Consider the following 25478-nt stretch of genomic DNA (forward strand, 5'->3'; position numbering starts at 1 on the left):
CCCCCTCCCCCTCCCCCTCGCCGACCAGTTCCGGTCCCGCAGTCGTGTCCGGCCCCTCGTGGGATGGACCGGTCGAGGTCGCCGAGGGTCGACAGCTGAACGCGACGTGCACCGGAGAGGGCAGCCCCGCAGTCATCTATCTGCACGGCATGATCCAGCCCTCCGATGAAGTCGCCTGGGCTCACTCGCCCGAGATGGAGCGTCGTCTGAGCGAAGAGACGACGTACTGCGAGTACGAACGCGCCAACGTCGGCGCCAGCAGTCCACAGGACGGCCCGATTCACGTGTCAGAGTCAGTCGATGACCTCAACGCGCTGATCGAACAGGTCGGGCTGGAACCGCCGGTGATCCTGCTCGGAGGGTCTTTCGGCGGGCTCATCGCCTACACCTACGCGGCAACCCACCCAGACGACGTGGCCGGGGTCGTGCTGCTCGACCCCACACTCCCGGACGAGCTCGCCCTCGACGCGATGTTGCCACCGGAATGGCGGCTGACCGAGGATTCCTGGCGTGATAGCGCCGAGAAGATCGACCCCGTGGGCGCCCTCATGCACGCTCAGTCAGCGGTCGCGAACATTCCCCCGATCCCTGGCACCATTTTCGTCACCGACGAACTGTGGGCGCCCGAGGGTGACATTGCGGAAACGTTCAAGCGAACGGTCCGGGACCAGCAACAGGCCCTGATCGAACGATTCCAGCCTGGGGAAACGATCACGGTCGACGCCCCGCACGCGATGATCCCCGTGGTACCCGACGAGATCGCGGCGGCCGTGATCGCTCAAATCGAGGCGGCCCGATGAACGCTCGCGCTGCAGATCATTCCGATTCACGCTGCTTGCAATCAAGCCAGTGACTAACGCGTGTGCGCCTCGAGCGCCCCGAGCTTCGCCTCGCTTACTACGAACGCGATGAACTCGTCAGGATTCGACCAGAACTCTGCAAACTCGTCTCGTCCCTGTGAGTCGATCCAATTCTCACAGGGTCTCTCCGCGTAGGCTCCGGTCTTCGCGAGCTCCTGGTAGGCGCTCGTGCAGTTGTCCCACGCGATGTCGAAAGCCGCCGGATGACGGGGCTCACTCGCCGCGCATCCCGCGAGAACAGCGACCGTGAGCGAAACTGTGGCCACTGCGACGAGTCTCATGACGCGACCCTACCGAAGCCCGATATCTCGATGCCTGAACGGACGCTGCGCAGGGTTGCCGGACTCCGAAGCTTCACAGCAGGGCGGCGGCTGCGCGCAGGCCCTCAGCATCAGCCCCGGCCCAGCGGGTGACGATGCGTCGGGCGCGATCGGCTTCCGGGGTTAGGGCAGCGTCATTTCGGAAGTGGCCGATGCTCGATAGGTGAGGTAGAGCGGGGCGGCGAAGGCCAAGAAGACCAATGCCCCGATCCAGCCGCTGATGTCTCGGAGATCGGGAAGCAAGAAGATCGACGCGGCACCGACTGCAACGAGCGCGCCGGCGAGAGCGCCGTAGAGCCACATTCCGTAGAGCGAGATGAAGGTGAGGTAGTGGGCGCCCACGATGATCAGCGACGCCGGAAAGAACAAGTCGGCTGTAACGAGCCCAGGTGATGGCAACAAGGAGCCCGAGAGGAACCGTGAACGCGCTCTGCATCGCCAGCGCATTCGACGGATGCCCCTTGGGCAAGGCGGCAGGACTCCCGAGGATCTTCAGCACAAGTGTGGAGAGCGGGAAGCAGGTCGTCAGCGCAGTCGCTTGCGAAGGTAGACGAGCTCTACCTCCGGCAAGGTGACCCGATGTGTTTCGACGTAGCCTTGGCGTTTGTATAGGCGGAGGTTGGCGACGCTGAGCGCGCCTGTGAAGAGCGTGGCCTCCACTGCATCCGATCGTGCCTCGACGGATTCGAGGAGCCGCGTTCCGATTCCCCGGCCCTGCATGTCGGGGACCACCGCGAGGCGCCCGATGCTGAGAACATCGCCGACCATTCGGGCGGTGACAGAACCGACCATCCGCGATCCAGCAACCGCCACGCAACCGCTGTTCGATGCGAGTTCGGCCTTCAGCTCGTCGAAGGTCTGGGTGAGTGCTGGTGTGTCGACCGTCCCGTAGAGGTGGGCCTCCTCGATGAACGCCGCCCGCTGGAGGGTGAACACCTCACCCGCATCGGCCAAGCCAATCGGGCGGATGCAGAAGTCATCGAACATGACCTCACGATAGGGGTTGCCGCTCGTTCGGGTCAGCGATCAAGGACCAGTCGATCCGGTCCGCCACTCGTGGCCGCGCAGCCACTGCTGCAGGGTGACAGGTTCGACGGAGAACTCCGCCGCGGTCTCCTTCATATCGATGGAACCGTCACCGGTGCCGATGATGTAACGCACCTGGGACGCGACCTCAAACGCCACGGTCGGACCGAACATGGGGGCAAGTGCCTGCTCATATGCGTCGGGAGGTATCGGCATGTAGGAGACGCTGCTCCGCAGTAGATCGGAGAATTGGGCCGCCATGCCGCTACCGGTTAGGGCTTCCGGTCCGCCGATGTCGAACGTCCTGCCAGCCAGGTCGGGGCGATCGAGGGCGGCCACCGAATACGCACCCATCTCCGATGCGGATACCCACGACATGGGAAAGTCGGCCGGCAACGGAAAGGCCATCACGCCATTGTCGACAATTCCGGGCCGGATCCATGGCCCGAGGAGGATCTCCATGTAGAAGGTGGGTCTCAGCACGATGCTTGGGACGCCGCTGTCGTGCAGGTAGTCCACCACTTCCTGACGAACCTGGTAGATGTGCACGTCTGCGTCCGGAATGACATGGGCGCTCGTGTTGAACACCACGAGTTCGACACCAGCGGCGCGTGCAGCGTCAATTGCGTTCCGTCCGTATGCCTCGTGTAGGGCGAAGTCGTACTGCAGCGGAAGTTGCAGCACGACCATATCGATGCCTTCGTTGGCTGCCTTCAGCGTCTCTGGCTGCCCGAGGTCGGCGACAGCCACCTCGGCCCCCCGCGCCGCCCAGTGCTGAGCCCGTTCCGCGTCGCGCGTCACAGCACGCACCCGGCGGCCAGCATCGAGCAATTGCTCGACCACGGGACTGCCTTGGGCGCCCGTCGCCCCGTATACAAGTACTTTCCCGTCGTGCATGACGCGCCAACCCCTCTGCCTCGACTCTGCGAGTGCACCGCCGTCAGCCCGGCAATCGGCCGTCCACACTGACAGTCGTGCTCATTGTGGCACCAGTGAAACGGCCACGGAAGTGGGGTCCGAAGCGACGCTGCCGGCTTCCGCTCGAACAGTTCTTGGGCATGTCAGACACCGCAGGATGACGGGGATCCAATGACACGCGCCCGAGCAGGGATCGTCGCCGGCTCAATCAGTCGTCGTCAGCGATGACAACAACGTCGCGGCCCACGTCACGCGAGGGTTGCCGGTCGACCCGCTGTAAAGAGCACGAGGTCGCCCGTCGGGTTATCGGCATGCCGCTGCCGGATGACCGGTGCGCGTCCGATCTCTTCGAAGCCGAGCGCCGCGTGCATGAGGATGGATGCCGCATTGTGGTCGTCCGTGAAGTAGTACACCCGGTCAGAGCGGGACCATACCCACTCCATTCGGGCGCGAGTGAGGGCGAGTCCGATGCCGAGGCGGCGGTGATCGGGGTGGACGGTGACGCCACCGAGGTAATGACCTTCCGGCGCCTGGTCATCCGGCTCGGGGAAGAAGTGGGTCTTGCCCGTTCCCACCAATATGTCGTCGACGACGGCGACAACAACGAATCGGTCCGGGTCCACGAGGACGTCCGCGCCCCATTCCGACCGCCCGCTTGCGGCGTGCACGGCGTTCATGCCGGAGAGGTCTTGAGGAACCGCCTGGCGAATGATCACTCCTCCGAGCGTAATCCCGCCGGCCGAAGTGAATACCGTCTTGGCAGCGTCATGCTTCGCCCAGGCGCCCCCTTTCCCGGTCTTGTGCCCAGGCAGATAATCAGGGCATGGATGCGCCGCAAGGGTCGGCCGGCTTCGAGGAATCGGACGAGTTGCAGCGCCTGCGGCGACGCGCCTACGGACCGCATGCCGACATCGCGGGGGATGCGGCGGCTCAGGAACGCCTTTCCGAGCTTGAGGCCGCCCAACGTCGAGATCGGGCTCCCGTCGTCGATTCCCCCGTCTCGGAATATGTCCCGGTTCTCGAACCTCTCGAAGGGTCGCGCCCTGCGTCGATATCGGTCCCGCAGCCTGTGATGGCGGCCTCCGCCGAGCATGAGCGTGACGGAGGGCCGGTCGCCGAGCAAGGCCCCGCCGGGGCGGCCACAACCGATCCCGGACCGATCGACAGAGCCCGCTCGGCACCGTGGCAGCGCCGCCGCTTGATGCCCTGGGTCATCGCCATGGTGGTGGTGTTGGCCGCAGCCATCGGCGTCAGTGTCTTCGTCGTCGATGAGCCGGGCAGACCCAGACCGGTCGCACAACTCACCCCGCAGGGCCAACCCGGGCCTGCCTCCATTCCTGCCAACGACGAGGTCCCTGTGAGGTATGACCTGACGGTCGCGGACTTCGTCTCGTACGGCTCGTACGGGCCGCTGCAGATATGGAGCACGACGAAGCTGGAAAACCAGCGATGCATCGCCGTGCTTCATGAAAAGCACATCTCGGTGTTCGAGTGCACGGCGCCCTCCGTCGACACCATCGCCGATATCGACATGGACCCGAACGAGCTCCCGCCCGCACCGTGGGGCGAGCTGTCGCCATACGTCCGATTCGTGCTCCACGATGACGTCGTCGACGTATACCGACCGAAAGAGAGGGGCGAGTTCTACGGATCCATGCCGCGCGAAAGCCAGGCACGACGTCAGACCATGGTCACGGCTGACTATCGCTTCGAGAACTCGCTCGCCGACTCGGTCGGCGCCGCCACGGAGCTCACAGCGACCGGTGCCAACGTCACCGGATTCATCGACGAGGCAGTGCTCGGGCAGGAGCGCCCTGTGCTGACGTTCGCTAGGGGCAGCGGCCTCGAGCTCACCCCCGCATCGGTAGCGATCGACAGTGAGTACACCATCGAGTTGGTGTTTCGCTTCGATCGCCTCGATGGCTATACGAAGATCGTCGACTTCAACAACGCCACGGAAGACTGTGGCCTGTACAGCTTCGACGGACGGCTGGAATTCTGGCCGCTCACCGCCGGCCCCGGCGCGGCAGTCGAAGCGAACTCGTACGCCCACGTCGTGCTCACCAGGGACGCCACCGACAACGTCGACGCCTACCTCAACGGGGCCAGGCAGCTGTCCTTCCACGACACCGGCGGCATCGCTGTGATCGACGCCAACGACACGCTTCGGCTGTTCAGTGACGACACCGTCACAGCGAATGAGGACTCCGGCGGCGCGGTGTCCCGGATCCGGCTCTACGACGGGCCCCTCAGCGCCAGCGACGTCGCCGCGCTCGCCGCCGAGTTGCCTATCACCGCGCCTACCCTCGCCGACGTCGAACCGTCCCTGCGCGAGGAGGCCGCAACGGACCGCTTCATCGGCGATGGGAGCGGATGTGTCTTGTAGGCAGCTCCAAGTGCCAGGGTCAGACCGATCCACAAACGGGCACTGTGCGGAAGAGGGTGGCGTGCGTGCGGATCCGCGCGCGTCGCTCCTGTGGCGATGTCGCCCACAGGTCGTAGAGTGGGCTCACGTTCAAGAGTTGCGGCTGTCGGTACCTGGCCGGCCGCACGGCAACCCGAGTCCCATCGACTTCCGGGTGCCCCAGGGGAAGAACGGGCGTGGCGCCGATCGGCGGCCCGCAAGTTCGATGGGGCATCGCCCCGGAGAGGGGCGATGCCCCATGTTGATTGACCCTACTGACGGAGAACCGACGGCTAGCTCGCTGGTTCCTGCTTCGGAACTTCGCAAGCCAGGCGGAATCGAGCGATTCCTCGAGGCGCTCGAGGAGGGACGGCGCGCCGACGCCGAACGAGACCTGCGGGACGAGGTCGACTCGGCCGTGTGGCAGGAGAGCATCGCGGCCAGCAGTTACGAGCAGGCGCGGGCACGAGTCGACATCAACCGGCTTCTGCACTACGGCCACCCGATCCCGGTCGGCCGCGGCTACACGTTCGCGTACGTCGCGGAGAACTATCCCGGCTGGACCTGGAACGAACTGCTCGACGTGCTCGAGGACGCCCGTGTGGTGGTGCACGGAGTCCCACCCCGATGCCATCCCGGGGTAGGCGCGGTTCACTTCAGCCATGACGGATCCTGGCTCGTGGAATGGGAGGACGGACGCGTCACCCGAAGCACCGACGTCCGAACGGATACGGAAGGGGCATGACGTGTTCAGAACCTGCGATGTCGAGCAGCTGGCAGAACTGCTGTACTTCCACGACCCGATCGGGCTTCGCGCGCTCGGCGCACCGCCGGACGAATACTGGCCGGAGGCGGAGACCATCGCGAACCGGCTACCTGCCGCCACCTCAGCCGCGGACGTGAAGCGGATCCTCCACGAGGAGTTCACAACCTGGTTCTCCGCCGACATCGCCGGAAACGAGGAGCGGTATCTGGGCATGTCCCTCGAGCTGTGGGAGGTGCCCGCCAACTAGGCCGCGCGGGATCCCCGCCCCCTCGATCCGTGGGTGTCGCCGCGAGTCGCGCAGCGTGACGAAGTCCGTCAGGGTGCACGCGGTGATGACTCCCATCACCGCGTGCACTCCCGGACGGAGACCAACCGCGGGTCCAACGAGCATCGATCAAGCACAGGCAAGGGCCGTCCGTTCGCTCGATGGGCTACGCCCCGGGTACGACTAGCAGCGCAGACGGATCCCCCCTCGCCGGAGCAGGTCAGCTATGCACGCCGGAGTGTTAGCCCGAAGCGCAGAGGATCGGCTGGCGGGGCGCCCTAACCCTCGCAACGGCAGTCGCCGCTGGCGGCGAACTCGGTGAAGCATTCGGGGCAGGTGTCGTAAGTGCGATGCTCAGTTCTGCTCGCAGCGCCCTGGCCGCCCTGTCCGATCTTGTTGACGGGATGCGATACGCCCCACCGAGTGCTGTGGGGTTTGTCTTGCCAGCAGTCTTCGGCTCGCGTCGCGCTGCGTGCTTCATCCTCTGACGTGAAACCGGTCGACCAGCCGTAGGCGATTAGCAAGTTCGGCCCGCCGTCGGCTCGCACGGCCTTGATGTAGCTGCTCCGGTCGTAGTAGCTTTCGCATCCGATGGCATCTGTGAACCTTCGGATGAGTTCGTGATTCTCCAGCGGGATGTGTTTTGCCCGCAGCGCCGCATCCAGGCTGGCGTACCTGTACTGCGCGGACGTCCGGCCGCTCACGGCGTGACTCCATTCGCGGCTGCCCAGTCGAGAATGTCGGCGGGAATGCTGCGTCGTTCCCGTTCGTAGTAGACCGCCAGATGCCTAACTCCACCTCCTGCAATCCACCGGCCGTCTTCACGGTCCTCGTAACCGTCCCACGCGTTCCAGCCGCGACCATCTCTATAGCCTGCGTCCTTAGAGAACTGGATGTACTCCTCGCGGGTCGCGCCGCGGCCTTCCCGAACGTTGACGACGGCGAGCTTTGACCAAAGCACGATGGTCACCCAGTTGAGCTGCGCACGGTTCCCATTGATGTCGGGTCGCACGGCGGGCTCGTCGGTCTCCGGGTCGAACACTGGCCACGCTGCACCTTCGACGAGCTCAGCCATCCACTGGTTGTCGGCGAGCACCTGCTCCAATCGATCGGCGAGCTCACGCTGGTCAGCGACGATCTGCCTGATGTCCTCTTCTGCAGTCACAGTCTTTACCTTCTCTTGCTCGATCGGATTGCGGCATCTGTAATATACGCCTGTTCGAGCAGATTGGCACGTTCTCGATGAACAAATTCATCACCTGGCACTGTGATTGGTCTGACGAAGCGCGTCGGGACTGGCCCCGAACGAGATGCACTTGCGTGCCGACGATCACAAGCGCGTTGACCTCCGGCCCATGTGTACAGCGCCGCCGAGCTCCGAGTGCGCAAGCGTGCCCATGAACGACGGACGGAGGAGAAGTTCTTCGGCGAGGGCGACGAGCCCACGCGGCTCGTGCTCTCGGCCCGAATGTCAGCCCATGCCGTCCCTGCGCGCCTTGCGCGCGTGGTCGTTCACCGCACCGAGCCAACCGCGTACGGCGTCATAGCGAAACAGCGCGATTCCGGCGCGGTCAGCGAACTCGCTCCCACCGGTGGAGCAGACCCCGCTGGTGAACATCGCCGCCTTACGCCGGTCCACCGATGCGACACCGGCCAGGTCTCGGATGTGTGCGACCGGAACGGCGGCCGCAGGACCCAGGTTCTTCACCTGGGCGATGTAGGAGCGGCTGACAACGTCGATGCCCCCGTCGCCGGACACCTTCGTCGGTTGCGCATCCAGCGCCCCAAGGTGACGCATCCACGCAGCGACGTAATGCTCGGCGCCGGCGTGAGAAACCCCGTACGGCTGCGCCGCTGGCGGCTCGGGGCGCGGGGCACTCACCTCGGTCGACGCGGGTTCAGGCTCCTGCCCTTCGACGCGAAGTCGAGTGTTGAGGTGGAACTTCAGGTCGGGGTTGGCATGTAGGAACGCGTTCACGCGTCCGGCGAAGTCAGCAATGTTCCGGTCATCCGGCTCGTTGATGCGTGGGTCGTACTCGGCCCAGTGAATCATCGAGCGCCGGCAGTTGATGGCTGCCTCGAACGCGTAGGTAGCGGTCTGGCTGAGCTCCTCAAGTACGGGGCGCAGCAATGTGATCTGGTTCTCGCTGAGCTCTTGCTCTCCAGGGCCTTCGTGCCAGATGCCGAAGTACTTCTGCCCGATGGTCAGGGTGACCTCATTGAGGTGCGGATCCGCGTACTCGATCCACGCCTTCCCCAGGACGGCCAGGTCCGTGTTCGGCTCCGGGTGCCACGCGCCGTAGCGCAGACCGAGCCGCCATGCCCAGATGCCGTCCTGCTCGCTTGCCCTCACTCCCACGCGCTCATCTTGGCAGGTCCTCGCGACACAGCCGGGAGCCTATTCAGCCGAGGCGCCAGCCCGTCCTGGGCCGTTGGCTCGAACTCGGTCAGGAGCAGCCCAAGAGCCCGGCCGGAACCGATTGTCTCGATGTGCGTGAGCGACGAACAGAAGCCTGGCGTCAAGCGTTTCTCGAAGACGGTGACTCGGTTCGAAGGCGGACGTCTGCCCGGCGCCATCCCTCATCGGGCCAGGCACGAAAGCGGGACCGTCCACGTGCTTTCGGCCTGCGCGTTGTTGGTGAGCCACCGCAAGGATCTGCGCGGGCCAGCGAGGGGCAAGTGCAGGGGATGCCCGAACCGTCCGTCGGCGGCACCGGCCCTCGTGGGGTCAGCGTGGCGTGATGGCGGGAAGACGATATGTGCCCTCGGCAACCGCCGTGTCACCGCCGTAGGCGCGGATGATGACAGTGAATGGGCCCTCGGGGGCAGGTAGCCAGTTCGCGGCCTCGAGCCGATCGGCCGGCCGGCGGTGCTGAACATGCAGGGTCAGTGACCCGTCGTCGCCGTATCGGATGCCGGGGGTGCGGTCGCCGATGGAGTACCGGTCGATCTCGTTGGCGCTGAGCAGCCGCTGCGGGAGGGTGTATAGGGTCGCCGACCAGAAGAACCGGGCTTTGGGGAGTTGATCAGCGGCGAATGTGATCGTGTAGTCGGTGGCGCCGGTGATTGTGTTGCCGGCGGAGTCGACGAGCCAGCCGCCGTACCAGGCGATCGCCGGCGGAAGCCCATAGAGCCCCTTCTTCGCACCGACGTTGCGGTTGTCATACGCGCCCGCCATCTCATTGCGGGTTCCGAACAACCCGGTCGAACTCGAAGCAGGGGATGCGACGTCGTCGAGGTGGGCGATCCCGTCGGCCAAACCTTGTTCGAATGCCGCGCGCTGGTCGGCATCGAGGTCGCTGGTGCGGAACGTGCCACCACCATCGAGGCCGACCGAGGCCATGCGATCTCTGATGTCGCCGTCTTCGTCCAACGCCGGCGCGAACTGCAGGAGGTGGTCGAGATAGTCGTAGAAGCGGATGTCGGTGGCAGCGGCCTCGTCCCAGGTCGGCCATGACAGCGGCTCGGCGGCGGGAGCGGGGACGCCCAGGTGCTCCGACAACGGGACCGCCGAATAGGAATGCTGAATGCGCCGCAGCTCGTCGACGTCCCCATCGGTGAACGCGGTGCGCCCAAGGCAGCCGACGAAATCCGTGGAGGCGGCGATCACCCCGTCGAACCCCTCAGGCATCTCGCCCGTCCATGTCGGGCCCGCGAGAAGATAGCGGCCAGGACCGGTGCCGGTGGTGGCCGCACTGACGTACCCCGCGTACACCGTGTAGAGGTCATGGAACGGGAGGATGTAGAACCGGTCGATCGCCGGCACCGTGATCACCCACGGCTCGGCCCGCAAATCGAACCAACCCCACGAGTACGGGGTGTCGTTGTTCGGCGTCACGATGTCGGTGTTCGCCGGCGTGAACGGCTCCGAATAGTGCCGGTAGCGCCCGAACCCCCCGGTGAAGCGCGGATCCTGGGCGTCGACGGCCTGCTCGTACATGGTGCGGTAGTTCTCGATCATCGCGTACCCGAAGGTGTACGCGTCGCGGGCAATGAACCGGAGAGCTTCCGCATCAGTCATACACCGACGCTATCCAAACACCGTCACGCACGTCAGATTCCCCGCCCGATCGGATCCCTTACCGTCCGCCAGCGGGTCGACAGCCTGGTTCACTGACTCAATCTCGCTGCACTTCGGCCGCGGGCACTCTGTCATTCCGCCGGTAGCTCTTTCGACGCGCTTAAGCGTGCTGACACTATTGCCGTGTGAAGCGCATCATTGTCTGCTTTGACGGCACCTGGAATGGCCGACCGCAGTCTCGAACAACGAACATCGGGCGGATCTCCACGTGCCTTGCCCGTCGGGGGCCCGATGGGATCGAGCAGGTGGTGCTCTATCTCCCTGGCGTCGGTAGCAGCTACAAGCTGGACCAGTACCTTGGCGGGGCTTTTGGGCTAGGTCTCGTTCAGAGTCTCATGACGGCATACAAGTTTCTCGTCGCAAACTACGACGATGGCGACTCGATAATCCTGTTCGGCTTCAGTCGCGGCGGGTTTGCGGCACGGAGCCTTGCGAGTATGCTCCACTTCCCCGGTCTCCTTCGCCGAGGATTCATGTACGACCGCTACGACTATGCGGGCTACTTGTACGTTATTCACAGTCGAGCGCAGGCGGCCGGTCGTGATCCCATGTCTGAGTACTGCGAGACGTTCGGCCCGCACTCACGGCGTGCGACGCTGAAAGACGCTGCCGAGGATTTCCGGTCTGCGTTGAGTTGGGCGCCTGTCGAGGTCGCCTTTCTGGGGGTGTTCGACACAGTCGGTTCCCTCGGTAGGGAGGGACTCCGCGCGCCCGGAAGCAACCATAATTTACAGCTCAGCCCGGCCGTACTCGTTGCGCGGCAGGCTTTGGCCATCGACGAGCATCGGCTCACCTTTGAACCCGAGATATGGAAGGCGCCCGCACCAATTGTCTCCAGCGACGCCTCCGATCGCGTCAAGCAAGTCTGGTTCGAGGGCGCCCACTCAGACATCGGCGGCGGGGCAATAGATTTCAACAGCCTCTCGAACACCACCCTGTTGTGGATGCTGCTGGAGGCTCACAAGCACGCGGGCCTCGAGGTGGCATACTCGAGGGCCCTTGAGTATGAGGTCGACTTCGTGAAGCCCTCCTACTCACACGACGTCCACAGGTCTTTGAAATGGTGGTTTCGTCCGATCGACCTGCCTCGGCTCTCCCGCCAGCTGGTGCATGCCGATCCCTCCTTCAATGGACGTGACCGACACCTGAAGCCGCCCGGAGCGTGGAACGTCAAAATTGCCAGCAGCGCTCTACGCCACTTTGACGGTCACGCTCCATCTCCGCAATCGACCAGCGCCAAGGACTCTTACCGTCCGCCTAGTTTGGTGGCGCTGCAGGAGTCCGGAGTCCAGTTGTCCGATTTGGAAGAGCAGGTCGTCTGGGTGCCGGTCGACTCAGTCGGGCCGCGTGGACTTCGGAAGGTCCTGGACGAGTCATTCACACACATACTCGCTGAGGAGGCAGCCGCTCAGAAAGAGCGAGCGGAACTCATGGAAGGAGTGGATGAGGTCGAACGCTGGATGGTCGAGATGCGGGAACGAAGTGTCCCGCTGGACCCCGTTGCAGCCCTTCGAGAAAAGCACTAAATCCCCAAGTACGCGTCAACGCTGCTTCACCCATGAGACGCGCTCGAGAGTTGAGCCGCGCGTGCGCGATGCGGGTTGCTCCGCATCCCAGGGGTCGTTTAGCGAGCGAGGCTGGTGGCGAATCATGGGGTACTTCCGGGCTCGACTGGACGTTGCTAGCGTACGGCTGTGGCCGACAGGGAAGTCGAGTACTCAGTGTCACCCCTCAATGCCCCGTCACGGGATGCCCGGCCTGTCGAGGTGCGGGTGCATGGCATGGGCGACCATACGTTCAACGACTCGCTGGGTTCGTCCCCGCTGGTGACGAAGCGCTCGCCGCGCTACCCGGATACTGCTCGCCCGCCGGTGCTGCCAAAGCACCATCTGCGACTTCTCAACTGGTCGCGCACCTCACGCCGCCGCGCCGGTCTGTTGTGGTATCTGGCTCTCCCGTTCACGCTGGTGAACCTGATGGGGTACATGGCGCCCGCTCGGCGCGGATGTCCACGCATTGTGGCGTTCGCCGTCACCGTGTTGGTCGGAATCGTGGCCACCATGACCGCCCACGTGTGGCTGATCGCAATTGGCGAGACCTTCTTCCGCGCGTTTCAACCGTTGAGGGAATGGGAGTTGCTCGGCGAAGTAAACGTGACGGTGTGGAGCGTGTTGCTGTTCGGGCTCGTGATCGTTCGTTGGATCCAATGCCAGGGAAAGCTGGACAAGGAGAAGCATCCCTCGGGGAGAGTGCTGCCACGGCAGTGGCTGGCCTGGACCTCTCTGCTGTCATTGACCACCATCGTCCTCACGGGCGCGCTTCTGGCGATCGTGCCGGCCACTCGCCTGACGATTCCAACGCTTCCCCTCATATCGGTGACCACGCCGAAATCCCCTGGCCAGATGGAAGCGATCGATGAGGCGTATCCCGGAAACCTTAGCGAATCAATGTGCATCGCGCTCCGCGACGGCAACTCCCAACATGTCTTCGCGTCGTTCTTGGATCCACTCAGCGCGATCGTCGTGCTCGGTCTCGCAACAGGAGTCCTGTGCTGGCTCCTCCTAACCCTCGTCGGCCTTCTAAGCCGTGGTCGGCAGGCGCTTGCATCCTTGAGCGCAGCCAGCCTTGCCGCGATTGTTGCCCTGATCCTCGTAAATCTCGTCGGCGCGACACTTCGTCTAGGGCTCACATGGCTGCTTGTCCTTCTGAGCGGGATGCCGTCTGCGGCGGGTTGGGTGAACCATAGGAGACCGTGGTCGCTTTTCGAGCGGCATGTCATGGCCTATCAGGGAGATCGTGTACCGGCGTGCGAGCTCGACATGGGCTTCATCTACAACGGCACGAAGTACATCGATACGATCCCTGTGATCTGCGGACTCGGACTGCTCGCCGGATGGATCGCGCTTCGTGTGGTCAATCGAAGTAGGTCTCGCGCGTTGAAAGGGCTACCCAAGGAGGTGCGAAAGGCGCGTCTGCACCACGCGGCGATTAGTACACTCGGCGACTGGTTGTGGTGGGCGATGCTGCTGACCGGGATCCTATGGGCGACCTTCGTCACCCTCGGCTGGACGATCTTCGACAATCACTTGATCCAGTGGCGCGTGTCCGAGTGGCACCTGTTCGGGTGGTACGTACCCGAATGGGACCTCTTCGAGTCTGTTCAACGGGTCCTGAACGACCTCATCGCAATCGTGACAGTAGTCGTCGCGATATTCGTCCTCGTCTTCGTCCTCAGCGGGGGGCGCCTCTCCAAGACACGAGAGGCGCTTGCTCTCGTCGCGGACATCGCCGGCTTCTGGTACGTACGATTCCATCCACTCGCCGGCGACACCTACCGGCCGCGAGTCATCGCGGGACTCAGGGACGAAGTGGAGTCTCATGGTGATGCACCGCTTGTGCTTGTGGGCCACTCACAGGGGTCGGTGATCTCAGCCTGGTTCGTCGCCACGACGGCGCCGTTCAAGTTCGGGCTCGTGACATGCGGCTCGCCGCTCCGCACGCTCTACGCGACGTTCTTCCCGGAACACTTCGATGAGAAATTCTTTGCCGCTGTGAATGCCAGATCCACGGGCTGGCTGAATACCTGGCGCGAAACTGACCCGATAGCAAGCCCCGTGGTCGACGGCGATGAAGAGATGCGGCGAGACATCGAGCTGCCGGATCCAACTGCACGAGGTGACACAGATGCCCCAGTGCTCCTCGGTCACTCCGACTACTGGGACATTCCAAAGCAGGCGGCGGCAGTCAGACTTCTCGCCTGCATCCCCAAACAAGAACTGGATCGCGACTCATCGACCGCCCCCGAACTAACGGCGACCTGACGGGGCGATCAGTCGCCGACGCAGACGCAGGCGGCGCGGACCCCGGAATTCATGCAGCAGAAGCCGACAGGCGCCACCAATCAGGTAGTGCGCAGTTGGGCCAGTGTGGGTGCTTGCCCCTTGCTTGGCACATGCCCCCGCCTGCCGCCGCTGATCAGGAAGCGGAACGCCCATCTGCTAACCCGCTCGGCGACCGCCCGTAACCCGGTCGATCAGCGGGCGCGTCTTGGGTCGCATCTACGGCAGGAGGTCGAGCATTTGCGGCCGTGCCCTCATCGCGTGAATCACGAGTTCATTGCCGCTGTCGAAGACCAGTACAACTGTCTCGAGAAGCCGACCCTGTCCGTCGAAGCCCAGCCGAAGTTGGCGTACCGGTGAGTCGTCGTCGAGATCCTCGATCCACAGCGGCCAGGATGCCGCTTGGACGATGTCCTCGGGAAGGATGCCGTGCTTGAGCGCGGAGTCGTGGACCTTCACGCAGCGTATGCCGCGATCGCTTCGCGGATGAGCTCCGACCGTGACTTGTGCTCCTGTGCGGCGCGAGCATCGAGCGCGGCGAGTTCCTCCGTGGTCAGCCTCAACGCGACAACCTGAGCTGGTTCGGCTCCACGGCCGGGCCGGCCTCGTCCGCGACGCTTGAGAGCGTCGACGTCATAGCCCACCTCAGCCTCTGCCGCCCACGCTGAGATCTGTTCCTCAGTGACCGGCACACCGTTGATCGTCTCTCCACCACTCATGTCGCCATCGTATTACGAAATTCGTCCACCGTCTACGCGATGCCATGCCCGCAGCCGGTCCCCGCACGGGCCAAGCACGGGAGCGGCTCGACGCGCGTGGGCGCTGGGCTGTCAAGAGGCACCCGGACTGCGGACAGTGCGCACAGCGCGGAACGAATGACGAGGTGATCGTGCTTCGGCCCGTTCAAGACGTCCGAGGTGATCCTCCGCTATCGAGCTCCGTTGCGACGTCGCAATTGCGGGCGCACCGCGGTCGCCTTGTTGGCGCCAGGATGCCAAGGAGCCGCGAGCACCGCACCGCGTAGCGTGCAATCATCAAGAAGCCAAAGACGACTGGAGCCACCCTGCATGGCACTAACCCCGAGTGATCCGCTTCCCCGGTTCGCGTGGCAACGCCGCGCGCTAGCGCAACGCATCGACACCACCTCTGAGACCCTGAGCAGGCTCGCCGCCTCGGCGCGGTCCACTGCCGCCATGTACAAAGAGGGTTCTGTTCGAGTGGCTGTCGCTGGGAATCGCAACGCACTCCCCGGCACGCTGGCAGTCCTTGCCCAGGACCCAGACGCAGACGTGCGCAGGGCGGCGGCGGCGAACCCGTGCACACCCCTCCCCGCCCGCGCAGCCCTAACCCAGGATGTTTCCGCGGGTGTGCGCGCCGAGGCGGAGAGGAGCGATGGAATCGCGCATCGTGTCTCTGCAGCGAAGAGCAGTCCGCCAGCGAGCAACGTGTTCGATCTCCGCACGGCCGACGAAGCGATCGCAGCTTTGGTTCGTGGCGATCAACTCTCGTATTACACCAGAGGTGACGAGCGGCCGGAGGTGCTCTTCGTACTCGCACACTCCGCTCGCGAGGACCTGCGGGACTACGTCCTCAAGAATGCCCACACTGACTCCGCCACCCTCGATTTCCTCGCCAGCTTTGTCACGCTGGATGTCGTTCCCCGCAAGGGACCAGACCTCGCGATCGCGAAACATCGGAACGCTTCCCCCCAGGTTCTCGAGCGGCTCGCAGGCCACACCTGGGATTTCGTGCGTGAGGAGGTCGCAAGGAACGCGAACACGCCCGCGCGAGTGCTCGACACGCTGGCGACCGACACGTCCTTGATGGTGATCCGTTCAGTCGCCGGTAACCGACAAACCTCGACATCGACGTTGCGCAAGCTTTCCTTGTTTCCTGACACGCCGAAGCCGGCGGTGTACCTCACTGGGTCGTCGCCGCAGCCTTACCACGATCACATATCGGGCTCCGATATTCGCCGGGGAGTAGCAGGAAACCCAAGTTCGCCTGAGGTGGCGCTTTCGCACCTGGCGCGACACGGGTACGCCAGCACGGTGGCGGAGAATCCCGCGACTCCTGCGGACGTTCTCCGCTGGATCTCAAAGCACAAGAAGAGCTGGAAGCACAGCACCACGATCCGCGACGTAGCGTCCCACGCGAACACGCCACCTGCCGTGCTCGACCGAATCGCTGAGGAGTGGGAGGACGACGAGTACGTCTGTGAGGCAGTCGCAGAGAACCCGAACACGCCGGCTGAAACACTGCTCGGGTTAGGCGAGAACTGGGCGTACTCGGTCCGGACTGCGGCGTCGCAAGCGTTGTCGTCGAGGACGGTGCACTAGGTCGCGAAGCGCCCCGGGTATGTGGAGGGTGTGAAACGAGTGAAGGACGACCGTAGGAGTGATCAGAGCGTCAGGAGCCGCTTCCGGCAGTCCGTCGGCAGTCGCGCGATGCGCTAGGCAGCTCGAGCGCGGCGACCGGATAGCGGTCGTGCGCCAGGCTCGTGGGCTCGGCCGCAGCCGAGATGGCAGTCGAATAGCGCTCGGTGAGCGGCCCCGGTAGGGTGTCGCGCGCACGCAAACTCAGAATCCCTCTCACGAGGCATCAGAGCCTCGTCCTCAGTACCGTCGTCATTGCCGCTTACGACAGCCTCGATGGAAGCGAGCGGGAGTCGTTGGGTGGGACGCAAGCGCAGCTCATGGAGTTGCATCACGAGTTGTCTGATGCCTCCGAGCATGCGACGTACGAGGTGTCGGAGGGTGGTCACATTGTCAGACCGCAACTCACAAGCAAGCAATACAACAATCTCATGATCGCGCTTATCGACTTCCCAGCCACCCGCTCCACCGAACAAGAGCGTGCGCGCTGGTTTGCATCGGATGAATTGGCCGAGTTGCGCACCAAGCTGACCAATGCCTGGAACGAAGGGATCGTGGAGGACATTGGTATAGAACCGTCCGCGTGGGGTTCTGGGGTCGTCCGCAACGGCACGTTGGTTGCCGTGGATATTCATCAAACCCGGGGCGGGGCCGAGCGCGACGTCGCTCGGCACGAGCCGTTGCCCGACGAACGAGTAGTTCTCGTCAGCATCCGCGTCGAGGAATGAGTCGCGAAACCGTTCAGCGGGATGAAGTCGTCCCATCTGCGGATCAGTCACCATCACGCGAATCGTATCCGTGGTGATCACGTGTCCGAGCTGCGCGTCGTCACGGATTCGACCCGGACAGATGCCGAGGATTTGGTGATCGTCCTTCCGCAAAGCAGACACCGCGGAGGTCCCTCGGACGTTCACCACCGTCGCACCGTTCGGACAGTAGAGGTCCGGAGCGCCCGACCGTCCTTAGATCACCGCCCGCGCGGCGTTCTCTCCGGCAGGCGCATAGGCGACACGGCTCCGGCCCACGCCAAACGCATCTGCGGGCGCAGCGGATCGGTCGCGCGAGTCTCAGAATTGCTCGCTCGGTCTGCGGAGAAGTTCCGTTACGCTCGCGCCATGACCGACCCCCTCACTCAAAAGCTCGTGGATCACGGAGCGAAGTCCCTCGGTGCAGTCGTCGACAAGCTCCTTGGCCCGACAGCTGAAGTCATGGGGCACGAACTAGTCGATTGGTACACCCGGAAACGCAACATCGCGAAGGTAGCAGAGCGCGCAGCCGAGCGATCGAACCTTGAGCGGGCAGGAGCTATCCCTGCGCGCGTAGCGGCCGAAGTCTTCGATAAGGCACAGTGGGCCGACGACGAATTCGTCGCCGAGTACTTATCCGGCGTGCTCGCGTCCGCGCGGACGACGGATGGACTGAACGACTCGGGCGTGTCTTGGACAGCTCTTGTTGGGCGACTCTCGGCGGATCAGCTCGCATTGCACTGGTCAATCTACACAGGCGTGCAACGCCGACACCGCGGCGGCGACAGTGAGCAGTTCTGGACGATGATCCGCAAGCAAGTCGTCGTCGACTACCCGACGCTGTTTTCGACTTTGGGATGGCCCATCGACGACGATGCGACCGCAATGCATCGTGTGATGGACGCCGCATACGGCTTGAGGCGCGAGGGCCTGCTGAACGACCTGACTCATGGTCCCGGTGACTACCTACAGAACGAAATTTCGTGGACGAAGGGACATCGGTTTGACAGCGATAGGGGCTACCTCACTTTCAAGGTGACCGCGGACGGCGTGGGCCTACTTCTCCATGCGATCGGCGAAGGTAAGCGCTGGTTCGGCACCGTGGTGACTCACGAAGTCAGTTTGGCCGTTGACGCGAGCGCAACCCTCCCGTCCGCGGCCCCCGCTTTGCTCGTAGAAGACCTTCCGCCTGTCGCAGCATCGGCCTAGACGTACGCGCGACGCGATGCTCACCGGCGTCGTCGCATCGCCTGGTAGCGAACGTGCCTCTGCCAGCTCGGTCGCCCGAAAGCCGGTCCCTCATCGGGCAAGCCCAAACGGACCGCTCAGTGGGCAACGTGGCAGGACATCCCACGTCGTCTCTTGCGCACCGGTCCGCGGCGCCGGGAACCCGCTAGCTCCTGGATGCCGTTGACAGCGGCCGACTTCGGCAAGGCCCAATCGGCCCGCTGCCGGACCAATCTGCTGTCTCGCCGTGGTCATGCCTGCTCGAGCGTCGCCTTCCACGTTGGGGGTTTTTTCAGTTGGCGGCTCTACTCTGGCGGCAGAGGGAAAATCGCTGGCCGCACGATTGGCTAGGCGCGTATACGCGGCATCGGATGAGTCGCCACTTCTTCACCTCGAAGGAGTGCCATGTCTACCAGTCCCTCAACAGCGCACGCGCCCACGCGGCTCCGTGATGCGTGGATCGCCCTGGCAGGGTTGTCCGCCGTCTTCTTGTTCGAGATGCTCGACAACTCGGTGCTCAACGTCGCATTGCCGACCATCGGCCGCGAACTGCACACGTCGACGATCGAACTGCAGTGGGTGACCGGCGCGTACTCCGTCGTGTTCGGCTCGCTCATGCTCCTGTTCGGAGCACTCGCCGACAGGTTCGGCCGGCGCCGCGTGATGCTCGTCGGCTTGGTGCTGCTCGGGCTCGCCAGCCTGGCCACCGTCGTCGTCACCACCCCGGGTCAACTCATCGCCGTTCGCGCCTTGATGGGGCTTGCCGCAGCCATGACCACTCCGGGGTCGATGGCCCTCGCCTTCCGGCTCTTCGAGGAGCAGGGACTGCGCATCCGCGCGATGACCGTGATCTCGACCGCCGGCCTCGTCGGCCTCGCGATCGGACCCACCGCGGGCGGCTTCGTGCTGGCGGTCGCGCCCTGGCAGGCTCTGCTCCTGATCAACGTGCCGATCGCACTGCTCGCGTTCGTCAGCATCCGCGTGGGTGTCCCGGTGGACCGGGGAATGGACCTCCATCCCGACCGTATCGACGTCGCAGGAGCGGCACTCGGCACGGCGACGCTGGTCGCCGCACTCGTGACACCCACGCTCTTCGTGGAGATGGGCGCGGCATCCTGGCAGGCTTGGGCCGGTGTCGGCGTCACACTCCTGGCAGCCGCGCTCTTCGTCTGGCGGGAGCGGACCGCGGCGCAGCCGATGCTCGACCTCCGTCTGCTCGCCCGGCCGCTCGTCGCAAGCGGCCTCGCCTACAAGGCAGCCTCCGGCCTGGCAGTCGCAGGCCTGTCGTACATGACCACCCTTCAGCTTCAGTTCGTCTGGGGGTGGCCACCCGCTCTTGCCGCGATCGCGATGCTGCCGCAGGTGATCGTGCTCCTCGCCAGTGGCCGGTTCGTCGGACCATTCGTCCAACGAGTCGGCCTCAACCGGGCCGCGTGGGGGAGTGCCGCAGCCGTGGTGGTCGGGCTCGGGATCTTCGCCCTGGGCAGCTGGGCAGGTTACGCCTGGGTCTTCGTCGCCTTCGTCCTCGTCGCCGCCGGCATGCGCGTCGTCGGCGTTGTCGCAGGCAACAACGTGCTGCAAGGACTCCCCGCCAACCGGACGTCCATCGGCTCAGCACTCGTCGACACCTCCAGCGAAGTAGCCAACGGCATCGGAATCGCCGTGATCGGCACCGTCCTCGCCGCCCTCGTCTCGGGCAGCATCGCGACCTCGACGACCCCCGAACAGCTCTCGCAGCTCCAAAACGGCATTACCACCGCCGGCGTCATCCTCACCATTATCGCCACGTTGCTCGTCGGCGTCGGCATCCTCAAATCTAAACGGGGAAGCACCGAACGTCCCGAGTAACGAGTTCAAGCAGAAGCAGCCGTCCCGCTCGGAACTCTCCGCCCGCGGAGGGTCGTCCAGCGCGCGGTGCGGGGCCACCGAACGGCTGCGTGGTTCGACTCGGTACCCGCTCGCCCCTGCACCCGAAAAGGCTGTCAGGAATCGAGGTCGTAGACGACGAAGTCCGCAACATCGGGGCTGGTCTCCAGAAACGAGGCGATCATGCGCTGATGTTGTTTCGCAACCCGAACGTAGAAGCGGTCACCGCCTCGTCGGTTCACTTCGGCGCCTGGCAAGCCAAGCTGGTCGGCCTCGTGCTTGGTCATCACCCGCGCGTCGGTTTCGTCCAGTACCTCCGCTGAGAGAAGGTTCTCCGCCCGGCCCGCCGCCGCGGCAGACACCTCGAACATCACGAACATGCAGCCACGCTACGCCAGGCCGCAAGGTAGAGACAGCCACTGACGCTGACATTGACAGGTCGCGCGCGTTGCCGGATCCCTTATTGCACTCTCGCGCGGTGCCGATCGGTCATAAGGGTCATTGCGTCGAGCAGCTCGCGCATTGCGTCGAGCTGCTCGATCCCTACACCGTCGAACACGTTCTGCCCGTCCTCGACGAGTGGTCCATACGCGGCCCAGATGCGCTGTCGTCCGTCGTCCGTGAGCTCCACGAGCACTCGCCGGCGGTCGTCAGGCGACGGGACCCTTCGGACGAACCCTCGCTCGGCCAGTCGATCAATAAGGGTGGTGGTCGCCGCCGGTCGCAAGCCGACCGCGACAGCGAGCTCCCCGGCCGTGCGGGGGCCTTCACTCAACCAATCGAGGCACCGCATATCGGCCGGGCCGACCTTCAGCATCCGTCCGACAGCGTCGTCGAAAGCTTGCACGCTCCGCTGATACCGCTGCAGCGCGACGCCGGCGTCCTGGATGGCGGCTTGACGGGATCGGGACACGTGTGGAATCCTTTCGGATATCGAACTATTCGACAATCGTAGTAAGTCCTGAAGGGAAGCATATGGTGCGCGCAGTGGTGGTGGGGGGCGGAATCGCCGGATCGGCCGCTGGGATGGCTCTGCAAGCCGTCGGGATCGAAGCGATCGTCCTGGAATCCCGCACGGCCGGCGTCGGTCGCGGATCGTGGCTCACCGTCGCCCCGAATGGGGTCGCCGCGCTGCAAGAGATCGGTGCGTTGGAGGCAGTGCGCAGCATCGGTGTGCCGACCCGCCGAAATGTCATGATCGGAGCGACCGGAGTCCCGCTCGGCTCCATCGGCTTGGGTCGGCCTCTGCCGGACGGCACGCCGGCCCTGTCGTTCCGGCGGCCAGAACTCGCCGAAGCTCTCGCTGCCGAGGCTCGCCGGCGAGGGGTCGACGTTCGGCACGAAGCCCGGGTCGCCGCCGTCGAGACGACCGACCGGGCCGCTGCGGTAACCCTCGAAACGGGTGCGCGGCTGGAGGCCGACGTCGTCGTCGGGGCCGACGGCATCCACTCCCTCGTCCGCCGCGCGGTCGATCCTCATGCTCCCGCCGCCCGCTACCTGGGTCTCGCGAACTTCGGCGGCATCACCCGCAGCACCGGCATCGCGGCGCAACTGCCGGCCGAGGCCTGGACATTCGTGTTCGGCCGGCATGCATTCTTCGGGGCGCTGCCCACACCCGCGGGCGACGTCGTCTGGTTCGTCAACGAGCCGCGTCCCGTCATCGATCGGACCGAGCGAGCAACCACGACGGATGCCGCGTGGCAGCAACATCTCGAAGACCTCGCCGCAGCCGACGCAGGGCCGTTCGCCGAGCTCATCGCTGCGGGGACTCTGGAACTTGTCGGCGACAGCACCTTCGACCTCCCGCGCTTACCGACCTGGAGCCGAGGACGCCTCACCCTCATCGGCGACGCCATCCACGCCCCCTCCCCGAGTTCGGGACAGGGAGCATCGATGGCGCTCGAGGATGCGGTGGTGCTTGCCGCGTGCCTGAGCGAGCAAGTCGAGGATTCGCCCGCGGCCGCCTTCGCCGCCTTCGACAACCGGCGCCGTCGCCGAGTGGAGAAGATCGTCGCGGACGGCGCTCGATCGAGCAGCTCCAAGACGGCCGGTCCGGTCGCGCGGATCTTCCAGGACCGGATGCTGCGCCTCGTCTTCCGGCACTTCGTCACCGACAAGAGCCAGGCATGGGTTCACGACTACCGCGCTCGCCTCGGCACCGCGCGAGCAACCCAGTAGCTCCGGCCTCCAGAGGCGCGCAAGCCCGTCGGGCTGCCGGCAGGGCACGGTTGAGGGGCCGTGGCGTGCCTGCTGTCAGTCGGCCAGGCGCGCGGGGATGTCGCGGCTGGAGTGAAGCACGTGTCGGATGTCGACGAACTCGTCAGCGTCGAAGTACACGATGACGTGCGGATAGGTGCGCAGGGCGAAGGATCGAACGCCGGGGATGCCGAGCTCCACCTCCAGGCGAGGCGATCCGATGCCGGTATGGGCGCCGATCACCGCCAGTGCTCGCTCGAACTCATCGACCAGGCCTAGCGCCGCGTCAAACGCGCCTTCCTCCAGGTAGTAAGCGATCGCGGGCTGCAGGTCGGCTTCCGCGGTGGTGCGCGTGCGCACCGGCTTGCCGATCACGCGGGAGCTGCGTCCTCGGCGGCGGCTTCGATCGAGCGTCGCAGCCCTGCGAAGTATGCCGCGTCCATCGGCTGAGAGAACTCCGCATCCGCTGATGCCAGGATGCGCTCTCGGAGGCGGGATCGATCCCGGTCATATCGGATCAGGTCACGGACATACTCACTGGTCGTGCCGAATCCGCGCTCCGACACCTGCTCATCCACGAACTGCTTCAGTGCATCGGGGAGCGAGACGTTCATCGTGACCATGCCCCCAGAATACGAGCCTTGGCAAGAATTGCCAAGGCTCAGGATTGGTCCCGCTAGGGATGGGCGGAGCCACGAGGTCGCTAGAAGATGTGTGCTTCGCAAGTGGCGAAGAAGGCTGCGCGGCGCCGCTGCAATTCGCGGTAGACGGTCGCGCGGGAGACGTTGAACAACTCGGCGATCTCGGTCTGGGTGTACTCGCCCCGGTCCTGTACGTCGAACAGGAGCTTGCGCTGCGTAATCGACAGCTTCGGTTGCTTGCCCTTCAGGTGACCCTTCGCGCGGGCGACCGCCATCCCTTCCTTCGTGCGCATGCTGATCAAGTCGCGTTCGAACTCGGCGACCATGGCGAGCACATTGAACAGCAGCCGTCCCACCGGGTCGGTGGGGTCGTATCTGCTGCCTCCGAAACTGAGCGCGACGCCCTTCGTCGTCAGTTCGTCGGCGATGTCCCGCGCGTCCTGCACCGATCGGGCAAGCCGGTCGAGTTTGGTTACGACGAGGGTGTCGCCTTCGCGGACGGCGGCGAGTGCCTCGCGCAGTCCGGGCCTGGCCCGGTTCGTGCCGGTCAGCCCATGATCGACGTAGATGTTCGAATCGAGAACCCCCAGTCTCAGCAACGCATCCCGCTGCGAAGTGAGGTCCTGATCGGCGGTGGAGACTCTGGCATAGCCAATCTGTAATCCATTCATGCCGCAGAGCATGCCACCGGAGGCGCCCACGCGCACGAGTCGGATCCTCTAGCGCGCGATCGCACGCCTGACCAGTTCAATGACCTCCGCGCGGTCGTAACCAGGATGCACTTCAACGAGGGTGCAATCGTTCGCGTCGCATGCTGCGCGCTTTCTCGCGTCCCTTTCCAGCTGACGCTCGAAAGCCACGACTCCACCGAAGCGCTCGACCGGCTGTGAATGCTGGATGCCCTGGTACTCGAGGGCAACTGATCGCTCCGTGAAGTAGATATCCAGCGATTGCGGCTTCAACCACTCGGGCCGCGCCTGATGTTCGATGCGTTCGTTGGGGAAGGCAGCCCGAATTTCGTTCAACAGACCGACCTCGGAAACCCAACCCTCGCCGACTAGAGGCAGGCCGCTCCGCGTGCGAAGGAGATTCTCCGCCTGGCGGTAGGCAAACCTCAGCCTTGCGTGCGCGATCGGATGAAACCAATCCGTAGATTGCCAGGACGCTGGCCACTCGATGGACTCGCTCAAGTGGCGCATCCCTTCAAACGCCCTTCGTTCCTTAGCGTCAACCGGTGTTCGTTCCAATGCGTACTCGCCCTCGGTCACGTAGTACCAAATTTCGTCGTCCGTCATGAAGCCGCCGAACTCGTCCTCGAGAGGCGGAGTTGGGTCGCCCACCTGGCGCTCCGCTCGAAGACGTCGCCACAGGTCCGTGACCAAGCTTTGGCCGAGCTCGTCGTGGGATGCGTCGAGTAGGTCTTGCAGATGCGCCCGCACTTCGCCTCGCCTTCGACGTCCGAGTGCCGACAAGCCGTTCTGATCCCCCAACCACCCATCCACAGTCGCCGTCGTGAGTCGAGTGTCGACGAGCCTCTGAGCAAGCGTGATGTAAAGGTCGAGACTCATGCCGTGCCTCGCGAGATCATCGAAGCCGGCTTGGAAGTCGCCATCCAGAAAGCGGAGATCCGCGAGCCATGTATGCGCGTGCGATGCGAGTGAAGTGCTCGGATACTGCTCGATGAATAGCCTCAGCGCATCTTCGAACGCACGGGGCTCGAGACGTCGAGATGCGACGAGTTCGTGGAGGAGAACGAAACCGTACGACAAATTGCCTTGGAGGTCGGGTGCCGTTCCCGCGAGAACCTGTCCTCTGAACTCAAGGTAGAAGGCCACCTGCTCAGCAGTCTCGAGGTCAGCGGTAGTGGAGAAGTAGGCCTTCAACCCCGGGACCGCCACAGCCTGCGGTTCCTCAAGCCGATGGGGCACAGCCTCCATAAAGAACGCGC

Annotated in this window: 28 protein-coding genes and 1 riboswitch; of the genes, 11 read left to right on the top strand and 17 right to left on the bottom strand. The window is 64.5% G+C overall.

Going from position 1 to position 25478, the window contains the following annotated elements:
• Positions 1 to 800 (top strand): alpha/beta hydrolase (locus FFS15_RS11430; protein WP_212743148.1); only part of this gene is annotated, 800 nt, incomplete at its 5' end.
• Between the two features lie 53 nt (positions 801 to 853).
• On the opposite strand, the gene FFS15_RS11435 is transcribed toward FFS15_RS11430, so the two are convergent.
• The 5 genes from FFS15_RS11435 to FFS15_RS11455 all read right to left on the bottom strand — a co-directional run bounded on the left by FFS15_RS11435 (position 854) and on the right by FFS15_RS11455 (position 3840).
• Positions 854 to 1141, bottom strand: a complete 288-nt coding sequence (locus FFS15_RS11435) for a hypothetical protein (protein ID WP_137845162.1) — start codon at positions 1139 to 1141, stop codon at positions 854 to 856.
• A gap of 162 nt (positions 1142 to 1303) precedes the next feature.
• On the bottom strand, positions 1304 to 1549 hold the full coding sequence (locus FFS15_RS11440) for a hypothetical protein (RefSeq protein ID WP_137845163.1): 246 nt from the start codon (positions 1547 to 1549) through the stop codon (positions 1304 to 1306).
• Positions 1550 to 1705: 156 nt separating this feature from the next.
• Entirely contained in the window at positions 1706 to 2167 is a 462-nt protein-coding gene (locus FFS15_RS11445) for a GNAT family N-acetyltransferase (RefSeq protein WP_137845164.1), read from the bottom strand.
• A 39-nt stretch (positions 2168 to 2206) separates the two neighbouring features.
• On the bottom strand, positions 2207 to 3103 hold the full coding sequence (locus FFS15_RS11450) for an NmrA family NAD(P)-binding protein (RefSeq protein ID WP_137845165.1): 897 nt from the start codon (positions 3101 to 3103) through the stop codon (positions 2207 to 2209).
• A gap of 269 nt (positions 3104 to 3372) precedes the next feature.
• A complete protein-coding gene (locus FFS15_RS11455; RefSeq protein ID WP_137845166.1) occupies positions 3373 to 3840 on the bottom strand; it encodes a GNAT family N-acetyltransferase in 468 nt (155 codons plus the stop codon).
• Between the two features lie 107 nt (positions 3841 to 3947).
• Here FFS15_RS11455 and FFS15_RS11465 point away from each other — a divergent pair, with 107 nt between their 5' ends.
• The 3 genes from FFS15_RS11465 to FFS15_RS11470 all read left to right on the top strand — a co-directional run bounded on the left by FFS15_RS11465 (position 3948) and on the right by FFS15_RS11470 (position 6541).
• Positions 3948 to 5510 (top strand): LamG-like jellyroll fold domain-containing protein, encoded by a 1563-nt coding sequence (locus FFS15_RS11465; RefSeq protein ID WP_171013173.1) that lies wholly within the window; start codon positions 3948 to 3950, stop codon positions 5508 to 5510.
• A 127-nt stretch (positions 5511 to 5637) separates the two neighbouring features.
• Positions 5638 to 5758: riboswitch (SAM riboswitch) on the top strand.
• A 29-nt stretch (positions 5759 to 5787) separates the two neighbouring features.
• Complete coding sequence (locus tag FFS15_RS18635) at positions 5788 to 6273, top strand: hypothetical protein (RefSeq protein WP_171013170.1); 486 nt, start codon at positions 5788 to 5790, stop codon at positions 6271 to 6273.
• Between the two features lies 1 nt (position 6274).
• Positions 6275 to 6541, top strand: coding sequence for a hypothetical protein (locus tag FFS15_RS11470; RefSeq protein WP_212743149.1), 267 nt, complete (start codon positions 6275 to 6277; stop codon positions 6539 to 6541).
• Positions 6542 to 6837: 296 nt separating this feature from the next.
• Here FFS15_RS11470 and FFS15_RS11475 read toward each other — a convergent pair whose 3' ends face one another.
• From FFS15_RS11475 to FFS15_RS11490, 4 genes are all read right to left on the bottom strand, one after another.
• The gene (locus FFS15_RS11475; RefSeq protein ID WP_137845169.1) at positions 6838 to 7263 is read right to left on the bottom strand and encodes a hypothetical protein; all 426 of its coding nucleotides are present in this window, start codon (positions 7261 to 7263) and stop codon (positions 6838 to 6840) included.
• Positions 7260 to 7724 (bottom strand): hypothetical protein, encoded by a 465-nt coding sequence (locus FFS15_RS11480; protein WP_137845170.1) that lies wholly within the window; start codon positions 7722 to 7724, stop codon positions 7260 to 7262. The genes FFS15_RS11475 and FFS15_RS11480 overlap by 4 nt, the downstream gene beginning before the upstream one ends.
• 306 nt (positions 7725 to 8030) lie before the next feature.
• The gene (locus FFS15_RS11485) at positions 8031 to 8912 is read right to left on the bottom strand and encodes a restriction endonuclease (protein WP_137845171.1); all 882 of its coding nucleotides are present in this window, start codon (positions 8910 to 8912) and stop codon (positions 8031 to 8033) included.
• A 375-nt stretch (positions 8913 to 9287) separates the two neighbouring features.
• Positions 9288 to 10580 carry a DUF1254 domain-containing protein gene (locus FFS15_RS11490; protein ID WP_137845172.1) on the bottom strand — a complete coding sequence of 431 codons (1293 nt, stop codon included), beginning with the start codon at positions 10578 to 10580 and terminating at the stop codon, positions 9288 to 9290.
• Positions 10581 to 10765: 185 nt separating this feature from the next.
• On the opposite strand from FFS15_RS11490, the gene FFS15_RS11495 reads away from it, so the two are divergent.
• Complete coding sequence (locus tag FFS15_RS11495; protein WP_137845173.1) at positions 10766 to 12166, top strand: DUF2235 domain-containing protein; 1401 nt, start codon at positions 10766 to 10768, stop codon at positions 12164 to 12166.
• Positions 12167 to 12334: 168 nt separating this feature from the next.
• Complete coding sequence (locus FFS15_RS11500; protein ID WP_137845174.1) at positions 12335 to 14461, top strand: hypothetical protein; 2127 nt, start codon at positions 12335 to 12337, stop codon at positions 14459 to 14461.
• Between the two features lie 237 nt (positions 14462 to 14698).
• On the opposite strand, the gene FFS15_RS11505 is transcribed toward FFS15_RS11500, so the two are convergent.
• Positions 14699 to 14938 carry a toxin gene (locus tag FFS15_RS11505; protein WP_137845175.1) on the bottom strand — a complete coding sequence of 80 codons (240 nt, stop codon included), beginning with the start codon at positions 14936 to 14938 and terminating at the stop codon, positions 14699 to 14701.
• Positions 14935 to 15198: a ribbon-helix-helix domain-containing protein gene (locus tag FFS15_RS11510; RefSeq protein WP_137845176.1), complete on the bottom strand. Its 264-nt coding sequence runs from the start codon at positions 15196 to 15198 to the stop codon at positions 14935 to 14937. Before FFS15_RS11510 ends, FFS15_RS11505 begins: the two co-directional genes overlap by 4 nt.
• Positions 15199 to 15672: 474 nt before the next feature.
• Between FFS15_RS11510 and FFS15_RS11515 the strand changes: the two genes are divergently transcribed.
• The 4 genes from FFS15_RS11515 (at position 15673) to FFS15_RS11530 (ending at position 20675) form a co-directional block, all read left to right on the top strand.
• Positions 15673 to 16818: a hypothetical protein gene (locus tag FFS15_RS11515; protein WP_137845177.1), complete on the top strand. Its 1146-nt coding sequence runs from the start codon at positions 15673 to 15675 to the stop codon at positions 16816 to 16818.
• A gap of 203 nt (positions 16819 to 17021) precedes the next feature.
• Positions 17022 to 17582 (top strand): hypothetical protein, encoded by a 561-nt coding sequence (locus FFS15_RS11520; RefSeq protein ID WP_137845178.1) that lies wholly within the window; start codon positions 17022 to 17024, stop codon positions 17580 to 17582.
• 387 nt (positions 17583 to 17969) lie between these two features.
• Positions 17970 to 18809, top strand: a complete 840-nt coding sequence (locus FFS15_RS11525; RefSeq protein ID WP_137845179.1) for a hypothetical protein — start codon at positions 17970 to 17972, stop codon at positions 18807 to 18809.
• A gap of 423 nt (positions 18810 to 19232) precedes the next feature.
• On the top strand, positions 19233 to 20675 hold the full coding sequence (locus tag FFS15_RS11530) for an MFS transporter (protein ID WP_137845180.1): 1443 nt from the start codon (positions 19233 to 19235) through the stop codon (positions 20673 to 20675).
• 134 nt (positions 20676 to 20809) lie between these two features.
• Here the strand turns inward: FFS15_RS11530 and FFS15_RS11535 are convergent, their stop codons facing one another.
• Both FFS15_RS11535 and FFS15_RS11540 read right to left on the bottom strand, forming a co-directional pair.
• Positions 20810 to 21073, bottom strand: coding sequence for a hypothetical protein (locus FFS15_RS11535; protein ID WP_137845181.1), 264 nt, complete (start codon positions 21071 to 21073; stop codon positions 20810 to 20812).
• 80 nt (positions 21074 to 21153) lie between these two features.
• Positions 21154 to 21606 (bottom strand): MarR family transcriptional regulator, encoded by a 453-nt coding sequence (locus FFS15_RS11540; RefSeq protein WP_137845182.1) that lies wholly within the window; start codon positions 21604 to 21606, stop codon positions 21154 to 21156.
• Positions 21607 to 21668: 62 nt separating this feature from the next.
• Here FFS15_RS11540 and FFS15_RS11545 point away from each other — a divergent pair, with 62 nt between their 5' ends.
• Positions 21669 to 22871, top strand: a complete 1203-nt coding sequence (locus tag FFS15_RS11545) for an NAD(P)/FAD-dependent oxidoreductase (RefSeq protein ID WP_283205751.1) — start codon at positions 21669 to 21671, stop codon at positions 22869 to 22871.
• 75 nt (positions 22872 to 22946) lie between these two features.
• On the opposite strand, the gene FFS15_RS11550 is transcribed toward FFS15_RS11545, so the two are convergent.
• The 4 genes from FFS15_RS11550 to FFS15_RS11565 all read right to left on the bottom strand — a co-directional run bounded on the left by FFS15_RS11550 (position 22947) and on the right by FFS15_RS11565 (position 25467).
• A complete protein-coding gene (locus FFS15_RS11550) occupies positions 22947 to 23264 on the bottom strand; it encodes a type II toxin-antitoxin system RelE/ParE family toxin (RefSeq protein WP_171013174.1) in 318 nt (105 codons plus the stop codon).
• Positions 23261 to 23512, bottom strand: coding sequence for a ribbon-helix-helix domain-containing protein (locus tag FFS15_RS11555; RefSeq protein ID WP_137845184.1), 252 nt, complete (start codon positions 23510 to 23512; stop codon positions 23261 to 23263). The genes FFS15_RS11550 and FFS15_RS11555 overlap by 4 nt, the downstream gene beginning before the upstream one ends.
• Positions 23513 to 23592: 80 nt before the next feature.
• On the bottom strand, positions 23593 to 24201 hold the full coding sequence (locus tag FFS15_RS11560; protein ID WP_137845253.1) for a recombinase family protein: 609 nt from the start codon (positions 24199 to 24201) through the stop codon (positions 23593 to 23595).
• A 48-nt stretch (positions 24202 to 24249) separates the two neighbouring features.
• On the bottom strand, positions 24250 to 25467 hold the full coding sequence (locus tag FFS15_RS11565; RefSeq protein WP_137845185.1) for a hypothetical protein: 1218 nt from the start codon (positions 25465 to 25467) through the stop codon (positions 24250 to 24252).
• Between the last annotated feature and the right edge of the window lie 11 nt (positions 25468 to 25478).

The sequence above is a fragment of the Microbacterium sp. 2FI genome, assembly GCF_005502885.1.
GTDB lineage: Bacteria > Actinomycetota > Actinomycetes > Actinomycetales > Microbacteriaceae > Microbacterium.